This window comes from Streptomyces anandii JCM 4720 (assembly GCF_014650655.1).
In the GTDB taxonomy this organism is placed as follows: Bacteria; Actinomycetota; Actinomycetes; order Streptomycetales; family Streptomycetaceae; genus Streptomyces; species Streptomyces anandii.
In genome coordinates this window covers 116,724-132,926 of the sequence record NZ_BMVJ01000005.1, presented here as the reverse complement: position 1 = coordinate 132,926, position 16,203 = coordinate 116,724, and the positions used below count along the sequence as shown (strand labels likewise).

Here is a 16,203-nt window from a genome sequence, read left to right as displayed (position 1 = left end):
GGCACCAGGGCCTGCACACGGTCGACCAGGACGAAACGGAAGGGAAGGATGCTGGCGATCCGCACCTGGGCGCCGGCGTCCCGCAGTCGCTGAAGGTGGGTCGTCCCGTGCGTGATCCGGGTCATCGGCCGCAGGTGGATGCTGCGCACCGACACTCCCCGGCCGAGCACCCGCAGATCGCGCTCCAGCCCCTCCGCGAGGACGGCGGGCGGCAGGACGGCACCGGGGTGGGTGCTCAGGATCTCGGAGGTGGCCACGTCGGCGAGGTCGCCGAGCACCCGGGCGATGTTGGCCCGGCCGGTCACCACCTCGACACCGGGGCCCGCACCGCGGGCGGTGTGCAGGGGCAGGAACACCTCCCGCACCGCGCCGATGCGCTCGCGGGTGCGGCGTATCTGCTCGGTGAGTTCCGCGGCGGCCTCCTCCTCGGCCGTGAGCAGCCTGAGCAGGGCGGCCTCGGGCGCGGTGGCGCGGGCCGTGTGCTCGCCGGCGGTCTCCGTGCCGTCGGCCGCGCCGGTGCCGCGGGGCGTCTCGACGAGCAGGCCGAGTCCGAGGAGCTGGCGGCGGGCCTGCTCCACCTCCTCGACGCTGGTGGCGAGTTGCTCGCAGGCGCTGCGCACCGTCCAGTCGCCGCGGGCCGACGCGTACGCGAAGAGCCTGAGGGCCTGGGGCCCGATGGTCGGTGCACTCATGCCGTCTGCTGCCTTTCGCACAGCCTCGGTGGGGCGAGGCGGTGAGCGGGTCGCCCGTCAGGCGCCCGGACCGTTCGTACGGTGTCCGGCTCGTGGCAGGTGTCCTGTGACCGCATCCGCTCTGTCTCCCCTGGTTTCCGGAGCACGCGAATAACATACCCGCTCGAAGGTATTTTTTCCAGGGACGGTCACACCACCCGGGTGCGGACCCCTGTGCGCCGGCAGCGAGCGCCAGCCGCGGGCGGCCGCACGCGCGGCCAGTACCGGGTCGTCGCCCACGACCACGGCATGCCCCACCAGGGACAGCATCGGCAGGTCGCTGGCGTGGTCGCCGTAGGCGAAGCAGTCCCCGGCGCGCACTCCCGCGCGTTCGATCAGACCGACGACGGCCTCCTCCTTCGCCGCTCCGATCATCGAGCGGCGCACCTCACCGGTGAGCGTCCCCTCGTCGTCGGTCACTTGCTCGGTGGCCAGGACCCGTCGCACGCCGAGATCCTCGGCGACGGGTTCGACCAGGACCGCGCCGGAGCCGGTGACGAGCACGACCTCGTGCCCCAGGGCGCGGTGCCGGGCCAGGGCGTCCAACGGGCCGACCAGGTAGGCGTCGGGCCGGCGGCGGTAGTGCGCGTACCACTGCCGTGCGGCCGTACGGAAGCGTGCGAGCGGGACGCCCGCGAAGTGGGCGAAGTACGCCCGGTTCAGGGTCTCACGGTCCGCGCCCGTGGTGCGCGGCGGAGGAGGTGTGCGGCCCTCGCGGGCGGCCAGTGCCGACCAGTGCTGCCAGAAGCCGAGCATGCTCTTCTCGGCGAGCAGGGTTCCGTCGAGGTCGAAGAAGGCGTACCGCCGGGTCATGCGGCGGCCCCTCGCGGACGGGTGGGTACGAGGCGCACCGGGGCGGGCGCGTGTTCGCGCTGCATGCCGATCCCTTCTGGGGACGAGGTGTGGGCGCGGGAGGCCGCCGGGGCCGGTGTGGTGTCCGTCCGCCCCGGCGGCCCTGGATGCGTGAGTGCGTGAAAGGCCTTGAGAGACCTGGGGAGTTCTACGCCCCGAGGACGGCCCGCGCGTAGGAGCGCGCCGAGGGTTCGAAGCGGAGCATCGCGTGCGTCGACGCGGTGCGGATGTCGCGCAGGCGGCGCCGGACCGGATTCTCCTGCGACTCGGACGGGCTCGGGCCGCCGTCCGCGTGCGCGAGCCGGTCCACGGCGGTCCCGCACAGTTCCACGGCGGCCACCACGTCCCGTACCGTCTCGGCCACCGTCAAGGGTGCCACGGGCGCGGTGTCGGCGCGCTCCGCGGCGGTGCGCAGCAGCAGTTCCGCGGCGCGCAGTTCGGCCGACGACCGGGCAAGTGCGCTGTCGAGGGAGGGTATTGGGTTTTTCACCGTACGGATCCACTCCGCCTGCGCGCCCCGGGCCGCGCCGAGCACCGGGGCGGCGAACATGAGCGCCGCCACGAAGGGATAGGGAACGCTGTGGCAGCGCGCCGCGCCCGGATCGAGCGGGCGCAGCAGCCGGTCGCGCGGCACCGCGCGGTGCCCCGGCACGAAGGCGCCCTCGACGCGCACGGTGTTGCTGCCGGTGCCGCGCATGCCGGCCGGGTGCCAGGTGTCGAGCACGGCGCAGTCCTCGGCCGGGACGAGGAAGAGGGTGGGCAACCCGTCTCCGGGGCCGTCGTCACCGGCCCGGGCCGCCAGCAGCACCCAGTCGGCGAAGTCGGCGCCGCTGACGTTCGGCCACTCTCCGGTGAGCCGCCAGCCGCCGGGCACGGCGGCGGCGTCGAGCCGGGGCGGTGCGATGCCGGCCGCGATCCCGGTGTCGGGGGTGGCGTCCCACAGCTCGCTCCGGGCGCGGCCGGGGAGGTATGAGGCGATCCGGCCGTGGGCGGCGAAGAGCGTGGCGACCCAGGCGGCCGACGCGCAGCCCTCGCCCACGTGCGCGGCCGCGTCGACGAGGGAGGTGAACGTTCCTTCCGTACCGCCGTGCCGGGCGGGCACGAAGTGCCTGTTGAAGCCGGCCCTGGTCAACTCGCCGACCACGTCCGGGTTCAGGCGGCGTACGCGGTCGGCCTCCTCGGCGTGCCAGGCCGCGATCCGGGCCGCGCGGCGCGGCGAGAGACCACCAGCGGTGTGCGCGGTTTCCTGTTCCGCGTCGTGGTCGCCGGCGACCGGAACGGCGGGCGCGCTCACGCGCCGGCCTCTTCGGCGCCGGCGGCACCGCTGACACCGGATGCGGCGGTCACACCGGACGCGCGGCTCACACCCGGCGCACCCCACTCCGGGGCCGCGCTCCAGTGGGCCGTGCCCGACGCCACGCTCCTGCCGTTCTGCACCGTCTCCACGTGGAGCGTGACCTCGTCGGCCGTGTCGTCGCCGGGCGAGGTGCGGACGACGAGCCAGGTGGGCGCGGTCAGTTCGCAGTACGCGGCGAACTCGACGCCGCCCCCGGACATCGTCCACTCGTACAGCGGAGCGGGGGCCGGTCCCAGCGCGGCCCGGGACGCCTGGCGTACGGCCTCCAGGAGCAGCATGCCGGGGACGTGGTCGCTGGGGTGGTCGAAGAAGACCGGGTGCGACTGGTCGACGTGCAGCGCCCAGGTGTCCCCCGGCTCCAGGAATGTCTCCGGCGCGGAGTCCTGCCCCGGCCGCTCCCCGGCCAAGACGTTGTCCGGCGGCGCGAGTTCGGCGATGACCACGTCCATCGCGTCCTCGCGGCCGACCAGTTCGGGCTGCATCACCCTCGCACCGGGCGGCGTCACGGCCACCGCGGTTCCGGCGGCGGGCGGCGGGGTGCCGCCGGCACCGCGGGTGCGCAGGGCCGTGTAGCGGGCGGGGTCGACGGCCTGCCAGGTGACGCTTCCGGTGGCGCGGACGCCGCCCGAGGACAGCAGCTGCGCCCGCAGACTCATCGCCGCACGCCTGGGGGTGCGCTCCTTGGTCTCCCGGCAGTGGACCTCCAGGACCACGGCCCCGTCGTGAGCGTCGTCCGGGGCGGGCGGCGGCACGTCGAAGTCGAGGCCGCAGAAGATGAACGGGTGGTCGAGGGGCACCCCGTAGAAGCGGTGCGAGAGGTAGATGGCCGCCTGCCGCAGCATCTCCACGAAGAGGGTGGGATCGGTGCGCCCGGCCGCGTCCGGGTGGTACAGCCCGTGCCCGTCGGGGGTGCGCACGGCGAGGTAGAAGTGGCCGGGGCGCACGCGCACCGCGTCGGTCAGCAACACCTCCCCCGCCGCCGTCTTGTGCACGAGTTCCTGCGGAACGGTGCGCTCGAAGCCCGCCCCCCGCGACTCGCCACGCGCCCCTTCCCGCGTGCCTGCCGGTATGTCCGCCGGTACGTCCGCCGCCAACACGTCACCACTCATTACTTGCCCCCCAGAGCAGATGGATGATTCAGACGCTGAGCACACACGTAGCTCGCCGAGGCGTCCCGCTCCCCCGCCGACCGCGAAAGAAATATACCTCCGCGAAGGTATATTGCAACGAGATTCCCCGAGACCCGCACCGCCCGGCGGTGGCCGCGACCGGGAACCGGACGTCCGAGCGGGCAAAACATACCTGGGCGATGGTATTTTCTTGGCGATGCGGCGCACCGGACGAAGGAGGTGGCACGGACATGGTCAAGCAGGAACGCGCACGGCGCACTTACGAGGCGATCCTGGACGCCGCCGCCGAGGAGTTCGTCTCCCTCGGCTACGCACGCACGACACTCGGCGGCGTCATCGCCCACACCGAACTCACCAAGGGCGCGCTCTACGGCCACTTCTCCTCCAAGGAGGACCTGGCCCGCACCCTCGTCCGGCACGGCGCCGCCGTATGGGCCCGGCTGCTGGCCGACATCGACTCGGCGCGGCTGGCGCCGCTGACGGCGCTGCGCACCCTCACGGTGTCGCTGGCGCTGGAGGTCTGGGCCGACGTACGGGTACGCGCGGCCTTCCGCCTCGCCTCGGAGATGCCCGGCGACAGCCTGGCCGGCGGACCGCTGCTGACGGAGGTCTGGTGCTTCCTGGTCCACCACACCCGCCGCGCCCAGGAGAGCGGGGAGATACGGATGCGGTGCTCCACCGAGGCCGTGGCGCAGATCCTGCTGTCGCTGGTCCTCGGGTTCCAGCACGTGCCCCGCGCGCAGCGCGAGGTGCCCGTCAAGGACCGTATCGAGGAGTTGTGGGTGGTCGTGGCCACCGCGCTGCGCTCGCCCGGCCCGTCCACGGACCCCTGCCCCGGCGCCCGAGCCATGCTCGAGCGATAAAATATACCGTCACGAAGGTATATCGCCATGCGGATCTTTGAGACCCTTGGTCAAGGAACCAGAAGCACGGCGTCCGCTTCACCCGCCGTGCCGCCCGCCGGAAAGGCCGAATACTCATGACCCCCTCGCCCACCGCCGCCCGTGCCACGGCGGGCCGCGAACCCAAGCAGGAACGCGCCGTCCGCACCCGTGCCCAGGTGCTGGAGACCGCGGCCGAACTCTTCGCCGAGCGCGGCTACGACGCCACCTCCATCGTCGACATCGCCGAGCGCGTGGGCATGACCAAGGGCGCGGTCTACTTCCACTTCAAGAACAAGGAGGCCATGGCCATCGCGGTCGTGGAGAGCAACTACGACCGGTGGCCCGCGCTCCTGCGAGAGGTGCGCACCGAGAACCTGGACCCGCGCTCGACCATCCTCGCCCTGCTGGACCGCACCGCCCAGGCCTTCCACACCGACCGCACCATCCAGGCCGGCGCGCGCCTGCAGTCCGAGCGGTCGCTGATCGGCACGCCGCTGCCCGAGCCCTACGTCGGCTGGATCGACCTCCTCGCCGGCCTCTTCGAGGAGGCCGAGCGCGCGGGTCAGCTGAAGAGGGGCCTCACCCCGCGCACCGCCGCCCGGGTCGTCGTCTCCTCCTTCTACGGCATGCAGCACATCTCCGACGTCCTGCACCACCGCGCCGACCTCATGGAACGCTGGCGCGAACTGCGCGACATCACCCTGGAGGCCGTGCTCCCGCCGGACCCGGACCAGACCTGACCGCTCCCCGGCGTACGCCTCGGTGACGCTCCGGGGCGTGCGGCGGGCGCGGACGGGGGCCGCCCGGCCGGGCCGGCCGGCGGGTAGCCGCCGCGCGAGGAGCAGGTCAGGCGGCGCGGACCACCGGCACCAGGCGGGGGGACATGGCCGGGGTGCGGGGAGCCTTGCGGACGGCGCGGACCCGGTACGTGGTACGCGCGGGGTCCACGAGGGGTTCGCCGAGGGTGATGCGCCCGGCGGAGTGCAGCGCGTCGCAGGCGGCCGTGGGCAGGGCGACGTAGCAGCCGGTGCGGCCGGTGCCCGGCTCGGGCGGCTGCCAGTAGCAGTATCTGCGGCGGCCGTCCGGGCGCACGGTGAGGAAGACGGCGGTGCCGGGGTCACCTATGACGCGCAGCAGGTCGGCGCTCGCACGCGTGTCGCCGGCGCGTGCCGGGTCGGGAACGGGCTGCATCAGCGGTGGCCTTCCTCGATGGAGCGGCGGGGGGGCAGGGATCGCCTACCCCGCGCGGAGGATGTCGATCTCGCTTTCGGCTGCATTGTGCAGCACGGCACCGACAACGGCGGTGCGCCGCAGGCTTCATGCACACCCGCCGCCCTGCCAGCCGTCGCGGTGCAGGACCTCCTCCAGGGGCAGGCGCGGGCCCGGGCGGAAGGTGGCGCGCAGCGGGTACGCGGTCGGCAGGAGGGCGCCCTGGCGGACGGTGGGCGGCAGGCCGAGCAGGTCCGCGGCCTCCTGCTCGCGGTCCAGGTGGACGGCGGTCCAGGCGGTGACCAGGCCACGGCTGCGCGCCGCCAGAGCGTAGCTCCAGGCGGCGGGCAGCAGGGACGCCCACAGGCCGGCCTGGTTGCCCTGCGGCAGCCGGGCGTCGGCCAGTTGGAGGCAGGGGATCACCAAGACCGGGACCCGGTGGAGGCGTTCGGCCAGCAGCCGCGCGGAGGCGAGCACCGAACGGGCCCGCCCGGGCAGTTCGTCGATCCGCGCCAGGTCGGCCGCGTTGCGGTCGTGGAAGGCGGCCCGGTACACCCCGGCGAGCGCGGCGCGCAGATCCGGGTCGGTGACCAGGATCCAGCGCCAGTTCTGGCGGTTGTTGCCGTTGGGCGCCTGGAGGGCGATGCGCAGACAGTCCTCGACGAGGGCCGGGTCCACCTTCCGGTCCAGGTCCAGGCCGCGCCGCACGGTGCGGGTGGTGGTGAGCAACTCCTCGCACGACAAGGGCCGTTCGAGGATCATGGCAGCACCGCCGCGCGGACGGTCAGGGCGAGGTGGGTGCCCGCCACGAAGCCCGCCGCGGCCGGCATCGGCCAGCCGCCGCTCCGGGCCGTGAGGAACCGCCGCAGGCCCCAGGCCGGCAGGGTGGCCATGAGGCAGGGCAGCAGCCCGGCCGGACCGTCCGGCAGGAACAGGACGATCTGGCAGACGACCGCGCCCGCCGCGAGGGCCGCGGTGACCGCCGCGCTGCGCCGGGGGCCGAGGACCGCCGAGTACAGGCGCTCTCCGGGCCGCGTCTCCCAGGCGGTCTTGCGGGCGAACTCGAAGTGGAGGAAGACACAGGCGCACAGGGCGAGCAGCACGGCACCGCGCCAGTCGGCGGTGACGGTTCCGGCCGCGGCCGTCGATCCGTACACATAGCAGCCGAGCAGCACCTGCACCGGGTAGGCGACCGCGAGACCGAGCAGCGGCCGCTCACGCACGGCCGCGGACAGGTTCTCCACGGGGGCCAGGAGCAGCCCGTAGCCGAGCGCGGCGAGGACGAGCAGGACGGCGGCCGGGGACAGCGCGGCGTTCAGGCCGGTGACCACGGCGGTCGACGCGGCCATGCCGGCGCGCAGTTCGGCCGTCGTGATCGCGCCGGTGACCAGGGGCCGGTCCGGGTGGTGGACGCGGTCGTACCCGAAATCCTTCTGCTCGTCCAGCATCCGCAGGAACAGCAGCGCGAGCACGACGCTCGCCACCCGCACCCAGGTGGCCCCGGACGGCCGCCAGGGCGTGCCGGTCAGGCTCACCGCCGAGGACTCAAGGGCCAGGGTCCACAGCAGGCCGTAGGTGACGTAGACCTGCGGGCGGAACATGCGCAGGACGAAGCGGGCGAGCCTGGCGGGCACGCGGGAGACGGGGACGGTACCCACGCAAGTCACAGCAGCGGCCGTCCTCCGGTACCGGCCCGCAGGCCCGCGCCCTCACCGGCGCCGGCACCCGCGCCCGCGCCCGCGCCCGCGCTCGCCGCACCGACGAGGTCGGCCTCGGCCGTGTCCCGCCCGGCGAAGCCGATACGAACCTCGGCCACCGGGCTGCCCAGCTGGAGCAGGGCGCAGTCGGCGTCCTCGCCGGGCGCGGGCGCGCCGGTGAGGCAGAGCAGGGGCAGGTCCATCTCGGCGAAGCGGCGGAAGCGCGCGGACAGGCTCACAGGCAGGGCTGTGAGCCTGTGCCCGGCGTCCTCGGTCGCGGCGGCCAGGGCCAGTTGCCGGCACGCCTCCAGCTCCAGCATGCCGGGCACGTGGTCCACCCAGTGGTCGTAGAGCGTCGGGTGGGTGGTCTGGGCGACCAGGCGGGCCGCGCGGCCGCCGTCACCGGTGCTGTGCGGCGGTGAGACGACCACGTTGGCGGGGTCGCGGCGGCCCACCAGGCCGGGTTCGGCGCGCGGCCCGCGCAGGGCGGCCGGCGGCTGGAACAGGCCGAACGCGCCGCGCTGCTTGGCCCGCAGCCGTGTCCAGTCCCGCGGCCCCATCCAGGAGTAGTCGATGCGCGCGGTCATGGCCCGGCGTGCGCCGACGGCGACGGTGAAGGCCAGCCGCAGTCCCGTCGTCCCCGACCGGCAGCTGAACCGGCGCTGGACCCGGGCGCCGATGACGGCCTCCGTCGGGGTGTCCCCCGGTGTCAGCGCGGCCGGGTCGAGGACCTCGAACCCGACCGTGCGGAGCAGGAACTTGTGCCCGAGCGGTACGTCGAAGCAGCGGTGGGCCACCACGAAGATGCCCTGGCGGCAGGCCTCCAGCAGCATGAAGGGATCGTGGTGGGTGTGCGGGGCGAGGGTGTCGTCGTAGAAGGGGTGGCGGCGGGGAAGCTGTGCGGCGAGCAGCACCTCGTCCTCGCTCCGGCGCTCCGCGTCGGTCAGGAAGACCTCGGCGATCGCGGCCCGGTGCACCAGCTCCTTGGGGAGTGTCCGGGCGAACTGCATGGGGGTGCGCCTCCTTCAGGGGGTTGGGGAGTGGTGCGGGAGCGCGGCCAGATGGCGGCGCCATGTCTCGGTGCCGGCGCCGTCGAGGACGGGGGCACGGCCGGGCTGGCGCATGGGGAGCACCGCGGAGCCGACGACGACGGTGTCCCAGCGGTCGATGCCCGCGTCACCGAAGTCCGCGCCCCCGGCGTCGAGTTGGTGCCGCAGGGCCGCTTCCGCGAGGCCGCGCGGGTCGGTGGGCGTGCCGGGGCCGAGGGTGCGGGCCAGGTCCCGGCGCAGCCGGTCGAGGGCGGGTTCGAAGCCGAGCTCGCGCGGCTTGGTGGCGGCGTGGAGCCGGCCGGCGAGTTCCAGGGCGTGCGCGGTGCGGTCCTCACCGGCCAGCGCGTGGGTGAGGAGGCGGCGGCGTTCGGTCTCGTCGAAGTGGACGGCCAGCTCCCGCAGCAGGTCGGCTGGTTCGTCGGGGGTGTGCACGAGGTTCAGCAGGTAGCTGTAGCGGCCGAGGCGGTGGCGCAGCTGGCCGGGCACCCGTGCGGCGGGATCGGTGGGCCCCTTGAGCCGGGTGAGTTCCACGGTGGCGGGCACGTCCGGGGCGCGCTCGGGCCGGACGACGAGGACCAGGGCGTCGGCGTCCTCCAGGAAGAGCGCGGCGAGCCGCCTGCGGTACGGCGTGGCGATGTTCCACTGGAAGTACCACAGGGCGCGGATCATGGTCCGGGTCAGGTGGGTGACGGCGGCGCCGACGATCCGGAAGCGCCGCTCGCCAAGCCACTGGACGGCCGCCTCCAGCCTGCGGGCCACCACGGCGTCCGGCTTCAGCAGCAGCGCCGCGTGCCGGTGGGCGAAGCCGGTGATGTCGCCGGTGAGACCGGCGAGTTGGCCGTGGGCCTCCTGGTAGTAGGTGTCGGCCCCGTAGAGGCACTGTTTGGCGGGGTGGCAGGTGAGCTGGGGCGGGACGGCGATGCCGTGCGGCGGGGTGGGGTGCGCGCGGTCGGGGTCGTACGTCACTGGGGGCTCCCGTGGGCAGGGCGGTGGGCCGGTGCCTTCGGCGGGGGCGCGCCGAGGTAGCCGGTCTCGAGGCAGTGGTCGAGGAGGCGGCGCAGGTAGGTCCGCCCGCGTCCGGGACCGAAGGGGGCGAAGGCGGCGGCGTGGGTGTCGTCGAAGTGGACGCGGCGCCGGAAGTAGGTGTCGTAGTGGGCGATGACACGCTCGTAGTAGGGGCGTTCGCGTCCGGGCAGGGCGGCGGCGGAGAACGCGGACGGCGGGACGAACCTCGGCACGCGGAAGGACGGGTACTCGGCGAGGACGTCTGAGAAGTCCCGCAGGGTGAGTTCGTGCCCGGACGCGTGGAGGGTGCGGCCCTCGGCGGCGCGGAAGCGGAGGGCGGCCGCGGCCACCAGGCCGGCGACGCGGTCGACGGGGACCAGGTCCAGTACGGCGTCGTAGTGGCCGGGCGCGGTGCTCACCAGGCCCCTGGTGAAGACCTTGAGCACGGGATAGACGGTCTTGAAGTCGCGGACGCGGCCGGTGCGGGCGGCGCCGGTGACGATGGTCGGGCGCACCACCGTCACGGGCAGCCCCTCGGCGGCGGCCTTGCGGACCATGGTCTCCGCGGTGAGCTTGCTGCGCTCGTAGCCGTTGCCGGGGGTCTGGCCGACGTCGAGTTCGTCCTCGTACGCGGTGCCGTCGCGCTCCCCGCAGACGTACGCGGTGCTGAGGTGGACGAGCGGGATGCGGGCGGCGAGGGCCAGGTCGAGGACGTGCCGGGTGCCGCGCACGTTGACGTCGTCGTAGCGCTCCTCGGGCAGTCCGAAGTCGGTGACGGCGGCGCAGTGCACGATGCGGTCGGCGGTCCGGGCCAGGCGCCGGTCGCCGTGGCTCAGTCCGAGGCCGGGGCGGGTGATGTCGCCGGTGAGCGGGGTGAGGGCGCCGGGGGCGGGGCGCAGTTCCCGGCCGTCGTTGCGGACGATGCCGGTGCGGTGGTGCAGCAGGGCGAGCACGGTGTGTCCGGCGGCGGTGAGCCGTGCGGTCACCTCGGCGCCCACGAATCCGCCGGCGCCGGTGACCAGCACCGTCAGGGCGTCGGCCATGAGTCGGTCCTCCAGGGGTGGGCGCCGCGGCCGGCGAGGAGGTCGCGGGCCTCGTCGATGGGCAGTTCCACGTCCAGGTGGGTGCCGATGCGCAGCCAGTCGTAGCCGAGCTCCAGCGTGGCCCGCCAGGCGTCGGCGGAGTCGAAGCAGGAGGGGAAGCCGTCGCTGCCGCTGGCGTCGCGCACCAGGGCGACGAAGGCGCGCAGGTCCGCGTGCAGGCTCTCGCCCTGCGCGGCCGATCCGGCGGTACGGCGCAGGAGTTGACGGGCGCGGGTGCGGATCGGCCCGGTGGCGCGGGGCAGCAGGTCCATGCGGTGGACGAGGTCGCAGTCGGCGGGCAGCGGGTGGACTCCGTACGCGCTGAACAGGCCCCGCAGCGCCGCGTGCACGGCCCGGCGGGCGGTGAGTTCGGCGACCCGCCACTGGCCGCGCGCCAGGGCGCCGGTCAGATCCTCGATCGCGTTCTCGACGACCACGTTGGACCACACGAGGTTCATGGCGGCCGCGGCGAAGCGTTCGGCGGGCAGCGGGACCAGTTCGACGGCGTCGGGCCCGCCGACGGCGGCGCCGCCCACGGACAGCAGGGGCCGGGTGCGGGAGGGCGGCGGTGTGACCGGGCCGGGCGGCGCGGCCAGCGGCAGCGAGGCGCTGATCGTACCGCCGCCCTTCCACGCCAGCCGGATCAGCCCGTAGCGCCAGAACGCGGCCAGCAGCGGACCGGGCGACGGGGCGCCGGGGTCCTCGGCCACGGCGATCGCCCGGGGCAGGGACCGGCCCGGGACGAGCGAGCGCCAGACGGCTCCGCTGCGGTCGCCGAGCGCGAACACCTCGCGGCGCCGCCGGACGACGTGGGTGCGCTCCCCGGTCTGCCAGGTCGTCACTCCGGGCGCCCGCCGTACGGTGATCCTGCCCGGGCCGCCGCGCACACCGGTCAGACCGAGGCCGGTGACGAAGCCGACGCAGTCGCTCAGGTGACCGCGGGCGGCGTCGGGGTCGCCGGGCGCGGGATGGGCGGACTGCAGCTCCCAGTACCGGTCGCGCACGTCGGCCCGGCCGATGCGGTCCAACTGGAGGGAGAGCCATTTGGGTTCGAGGTAGGTCTCACCCCGGCCGGCCGCCCACGCCTTGACCGCCTGGACGAGTGCGGCGCGGCTCCAGTCGACGGCCTCGTCGCCGGCGCCGAGGCAGAGCAGTGCCTCGGCGTGCCGCAGGGACTGGCGGGCGCGGTGGGCCCACCAGTCGGCGGCGATACGGCGGAACCGCTCGGCGGGCATGAGGGCCTTGACCTCGTCGGCCAGGACGCGGCCGCGCAGCGGATGGCTGTGCAGGAACCGCTGACAGCGGTTGAGGAGGTCCTCGTCGAGGGTGCCGGGGCGCCGGGACCGGTCCTCCAGCCTGGCGAACTGGTCGGCGAGCTGGCCGGCGGAGCGGGTGCGGACCTCCACCCGGCGGCCGTCCACGAAGAGCAGCGAGGGCATGGTCGGCAGGTCCTCGCCGCCGCGGCCGACGAGCAGGAAGTCGATGTCGGAGGAGGGGTTGCCGAAGCCTTCGGCGACGGAGCCTTCGAGCACCACGGCGAAGCGTTCGGTTCCGGGCAGCTCGGCGAGGGACTTGTCGAGCAGGTCCTGCAGTTGGTCCTCGGTGAGGATCACGGAAGGTTCTCCGTCCTTCGGCTGTCCTGGGCGGGCGGCGGCTGCGCCGGGCCGACGTCGGCGGCGGCGGTCGGGGCGTCCTCGTGCGCGGCCGGGTCGTCGGCGGCCGGGGCGTCCTCGTGCGCGGCCGGGGCGTCGAGTACGGTGACCGTCCCCGCGGCGCCGTCGACGCGCAGCCGGGTGCCGGTACGGATCTCGGTGGTGGCACCGCGGACCTGGACGACGGTCGGCACGCCCAACTCGCGGGCGACGACGGCCACATGGGTGAGCGGGCTGCCGCGCTCGACGACCACGGCGGCGGCCGAGGCCAGCGCGGGCACCCAGCCGGGATCGGTGCGGTAGGCGACGAGGATCGCCCCGCGGGTCTCGCGGGGGCTGTCGGTGACCATGGCGGGTCCCTCGGCGACGCCCGGGCAGCAGGGCGTTCCGCGCAGTTCACGGATCCCGCTGCGGGCGGCGGGGCCCTCGGTCCAGCCCGCGCGTTCCAGATTGCCCGACCAGTAGGGGGCGCCGTGGGTGGTGAAGCGGGCCGGCGCGTGCAGAGCGGCGTCGGCGGCGAGTCGACGGCGGCGCAGTGCGGCCAGTTCCTTCAGCTCGCCGTGGGCCAGGGAACCCTCGTAGGCCCCGCCCACCTCTGCCAGTTTTAACATGAACACGTCAATCCACGATTCGATCGCGCCGGCCCGGGCCAGGTCGCGGCCCATCGCCCGCAGCATGCGCTTGGCGGCGCCGAAGGCACGGGTGCGGCAGAACCTCAGCCGCTCCCGGTCGGTGAGCGCGGCCCGCGCCTTGCGCCGCACCCGCTCGTACACCCAGCGGCGGGGGCCGCGCAGGTGGGCGTCGAGATAGGCGTCGGCTTCACCGTGGCGACCGCCGGTGCCGCCCCGACCACGGGCACCGCCCGGCGAGTCCTCCCCCAGCGCCTCGCGCAGCAGGGCGAACAGTCCCGCGGGGTTCTCCCGGAGATCGGGCACCTCGAGCTTGAGCTCGTCGGGGCTGCGATAGCCGTAGGCGGCGACGTACGCGTCGACGGCGGTCAGCAGCCGCGTGTGGCCGCCCTCGCGCAGGGCGTCGCGGGCATCGGCGTCGGCGGTGCGCTCCAGCAGGCGCCGCGCCCCGTCGTCGGTGCGCACCAGTTCCGCCAACTCGGCCAGCGCGCGGGCCGGTTCGGCGGACTCCACCGGTCCCGCGGGCGCGGCCGCCGCCCAGGTGAACCAGTCCGGGGCGTCCGGCAGCCAGCGGCGGGTGAGCAGCGCCAGTACGCCGACGGAAAGGAGGATCGTCGCGTCCAGCACCTGCATCGGGCCCCATTTTTCGATGAGTTCCCGTTGCAGGCGGCGAAAGCGCCGGTATGTCTCGTCGCCGGGCAGTGCGTCGTAGTCGATGTCGTTGAATTCCTCATACACCCGGTAGAAATCCCGGTGGAAGGCGTCCACGGATTTTCCGATGGCCAGAAACCTGCGGATGAACACGGCCGTGCGGATCAGCTGTGAAAACCGGGCGCGCGGCCCGGTCCTGTGCGTGAAGGGATGCAGCGCGTCGGCGCACTCGTCGGAAATGCTCTCCGCGACGCCCAGGGATTTCTCCAGCACACGGCGGCCGAGCGGGTACAGCGGGGCCAGGCGCACCATGCGGTACCAGTGGTACAGGTTGTAGTAGACCCGGCCGTGGAAGTAGCCGAGCAGGTGCGGGGTCCACTCCCGCACCTCGCGCAGTCGCTCGCCGCGCACTCCGAGGGCACGGGCGTAGCTCTCGTAGACCTTGGCGTAGGTGTCGGCGGCGAAGCTGTAGGTCAGGGGGGACACCACGCCGCCGAAGCTCTCGATGATGTTGGAGTTGTCCCACAGCCGCGCCTCGCCCGGGGGCGGCGGGCGGGTGTCCGCCGCCGCGCGGCCGAGGGCGGTGAGGGGCCTGGTCTGCAGGATCCACAGGGTGCCGTCCGCGATCGCCCACTCGATGTCCTGCGGGGCGCCCTGGAGTTCGGCGATCCGCACTCCGGTCCGGTGCAGCAGGGCCAGGTCGCCGGCGCTCAACACCGGCTCCTCGCCGATTTGCTGACCGCTCGCCGATTCACCGTCGGCCCGTTCGCCGCTCGCCGGTTCGACCTTGAGCGGTTCGCCGGTGGTGGCGTCCATGACCACGGTGTCGGCGTCGACCGACCCGGAGACCAGCCCCTCCCCCAGTCCGTGGACCGCGCCGACCACATGACGGTCGGTGCGGCCGGTCGCCGGGTCGGCCGTGAAGAGCACGCCGCTGCGCTCGGCGGGCACCATCCGCTGCACCACGACGGCCACACCGCCGGCGTTCAACGGCAGCCCGCAGCGCGCGCGGTAGCGCAGGGACCGTTCGGAGAATCCGGAGGCCCAGCAGCGGCGGACATGGGCGGCGACCTGGTCGGGGCCGCGGATGTCGAGGAAGGTGTCGAACTGGCCCGCGAAGGAGTGCCGCGTGCCGTCCTCCTGCGCTCCGGAGGAGCGGACCGCGACCGCTCCTCCGCCCACCTCCTGGTAGGCGATGGCGATGGCGGCGGCGACCGGCTCGTCCAGAGGGGCCTTCTCGATCAGCGCGGCGATCTCACCGGCGACCTCACCGGCGACCTCCCGCACCCGGCCGTCCGGGCCGTCCCAACCGCCCCGGCCGCCCCGGCCGTCGGCGGGCAGACTCTCCAGGTACGCGTCCAGTCCGCTGCCGCGCGCGAATTCCGCGAAAACGTCCAGGCCGAGCACCGACCAACGCGGTACTTGAAATCCGGACGCTGTGAGGGTGTAAAGGTTTCTTCCCTTTCCACCGGCCCATTGGGTGATGTCGGACTCATCGCTCGCGGGGGTGAGGACGCGAAGGCGCTGTGGAGCGGATCCAGCGGTGAGCGACAACTCGATTCCCTCCGAAGGACGCTTCTCGGCTTCACAGAGAGGTATCACGGCCGCGTCGGTGAAAACCCCCGCATGGACCGTTCCAGGTGTTCCCCTGAACATTTCCGGCCATGGTTCGGATCCGGACGATCGGCGCCGATACGTCAGTCGTCCGGGCGCGTCCTCGCCCGGTCCCGCAGCACCGCGATGACGTGTTCGCACCACTCGCGATTGCCCTCTTCGAAGGCGAGACCCCGTTGGCACGTCAGATACGGACCCACGCGGCCGCCGTCGCGCAGGAATTCCTCCTCCGTGCGCTCGCCCCGCATGGTGCCCAGCAGCCTGGTGAAGAGCCCGGCCTTCTCCCGGGCGACGGCGGCCCGCTCGGTCAGCCGCTCGATCAGGGCCCCGGTGTCCACATGGTCGGCGGCCTGCACTTGGACGAGCAGGTCGTCGCGGATGAAGGAGGGTTTCGCGGCGGCGGCCGTGAAGCTCTGCAACTGCGCGAGGCCGGCGTCGGTGACGCGGAACAGACGCTTGTTGGGCCGGCCCTCCTGAACGACCTCGCGGCCCGCGACGAACCCGTCCCCCTCCAGCCGGGTCAGCTCGGCGTAGACCTGCTGGGGCCGGGCGTGCCAGAAGTTGGCCACTCCGAGGTCGAACGCCTTCGCCAGTTCGTAGCCGCTGAGTTCACCGTCGAGCAGTGCCGCGAGCACGGCGTGCCGGAGCGCCATGGGATCCC

The 16,203-nt window shown here is 73.9% G+C and carries 14 protein-coding genes and 1 pseudogene; 2 read left to right on the top strand and 13 right to left on the bottom strand.

All coding sequences use genetic code 11. The features are described from left to right. The 4 genes and pseudogenes from IE249_RS11420 to IE249_RS11405 all read right to left on the bottom strand — a co-directional run. Positions 1–692, bottom strand: a pseudogene (locus IE249_RS11420) (hypothetical protein); the annotation flags it as partial. Positions 693–749: 57 nt separating this feature from the next. Next, a complete protein-coding gene (locus IE249_RS11415; protein WP_189704678.1) occupies positions 750–1,544 on the bottom strand; it encodes an HAD family hydrolase in 795 nt (264 codons plus the stop codon). Between the two features lie 187 nt (positions 1,545–1,731). Beyond that, positions 1,732–2,877 carry an acyl-CoA dehydrogenase family protein gene (locus IE249_RS11410; RefSeq protein ID WP_189704677.1) on the bottom strand — a complete coding sequence of 382 codons (1,146 nt, stop codon included), beginning with the start codon at positions 2,875–2,877 and terminating at the stop codon, positions 1,732–1,734. Beyond that, positions 2,874–4,049: a ScbA/BarX family gamma-butyrolactone biosynthesis protein gene (locus IE249_RS11405; protein WP_189704676.1), complete on the bottom strand. Its 1,176-nt coding sequence runs from the start codon at positions 4,047–4,049 to the stop codon at positions 2,874–2,876. Before IE249_RS11405 ends, IE249_RS11410 begins: the two co-directional genes overlap by 4 nt. Positions 4,050–4,300: 251 nt before the next feature. Between IE249_RS11405 and IE249_RS11400 the strand changes: the two genes are divergently transcribed. Together IE249_RS11400 and IE249_RS11395 are read left to right on the top strand one after the other, a co-directional pair. After that, on the top strand, positions 4,301–4,933 hold the full coding sequence (locus tag IE249_RS11400; RefSeq protein ID WP_189704675.1) for a TetR family transcriptional regulator: 633 nt from the start codon (positions 4,301–4,303) through the stop codon (positions 4,931–4,933). Between the two features lie 116 nt (positions 4,934–5,049). After that, positions 5,050–5,694: a ScbR family autoregulator-binding transcription factor gene (locus IE249_RS11395; RefSeq protein ID WP_189704674.1), complete on the top strand. Its 645-nt coding sequence runs from the start codon at positions 5,050–5,052 to the stop codon at positions 5,692–5,694. A 106-nt stretch (positions 5,695–5,800) separates the two neighbouring features. Here IE249_RS11395 and IE249_RS11390 read toward each other — a convergent pair whose 3' ends face one another. The 9 genes from IE249_RS11390 to IE249_RS11350 form a co-directional block, all read right to left on the bottom strand. Beyond that, positions 5,801–6,145 (bottom strand): hypothetical protein, encoded by a 345-nt coding sequence (locus tag IE249_RS11390; RefSeq protein ID WP_189704673.1) that lies wholly within the window; start codon positions 6,143–6,145, stop codon positions 5,801–5,803. A gap of 126 nt (positions 6,146–6,271) precedes the next feature. Continuing rightward, on the bottom strand, positions 6,272–6,925 hold the full coding sequence (locus tag IE249_RS11385) for a nitroreductase family protein (RefSeq protein WP_189704672.1): 654 nt from the start codon (positions 6,923–6,925) through the stop codon (positions 6,272–6,274). Then, positions 6,922–7,821, bottom strand: coding sequence for a hypothetical protein (locus tag IE249_RS11380; RefSeq protein ID WP_189704671.1), 900 nt, complete (start codon positions 7,819–7,821; stop codon positions 6,922–6,924). Before IE249_RS11380 ends, IE249_RS11385 begins: the two co-directional genes overlap by 4 nt. Before the next feature lie 5 nt (positions 7,822–7,826). Further along, complete coding sequence (locus IE249_RS11375) at positions 7,827–8,870, bottom strand: ScbA/BarX family gamma-butyrolactone biosynthesis protein (RefSeq protein ID WP_189704670.1); 1,044 nt, start codon at positions 8,868–8,870, stop codon at positions 7,827–7,829. Between the two features lie 15 nt (positions 8,871–8,885). Beyond that, on the bottom strand, positions 8,886–9,875 hold the full coding sequence (locus tag IE249_RS11370) for a nucleoside-diphosphate kinase (RefSeq protein WP_229858134.1): 990 nt from the start codon (positions 9,873–9,875) through the stop codon (positions 8,886–8,888). Next, positions 9,872–10,957 carry an SDR family oxidoreductase gene (locus IE249_RS11365; protein ID WP_189704669.1) on the bottom strand — a complete coding sequence of 362 codons (1,086 nt, stop codon included), beginning with the start codon at positions 10,955–10,957 and terminating at the stop codon, positions 9,872–9,874. The genes IE249_RS11370 and IE249_RS11365 overlap by 4 nt, the downstream gene beginning before the upstream one ends. Then, positions 10,942–12,609 carry a nucleotidyltransferase domain-containing protein gene (locus IE249_RS11360; RefSeq protein WP_189704668.1) on the bottom strand — a complete coding sequence of 556 codons (1,668 nt, stop codon included), beginning with the start codon at positions 12,607–12,609 and terminating at the stop codon, positions 10,942–10,944. The genes IE249_RS11365 and IE249_RS11360 overlap by 16 nt, the downstream gene beginning before the upstream one ends. Next, a complete protein-coding gene (locus IE249_RS11355; protein ID WP_189704667.1) occupies positions 12,606–15,584 on the bottom strand; it encodes a phosphoenolpyruvate synthase in 2,979 nt (992 codons plus the stop codon). The genes IE249_RS11360 and IE249_RS11355 overlap by 4 nt, the downstream gene beginning before the upstream one ends. A 41-nt stretch (positions 15,585–15,625) precedes the next feature. Beyond that, a complete protein-coding gene (locus tag IE249_RS11350) occupies positions 15,626–16,195 on the bottom strand; it encodes a PadR family transcriptional regulator (protein WP_189704666.1) in 570 nt (189 codons plus the stop codon). Positions 16,196–16,203: the final 8 nt, after the last annotated feature.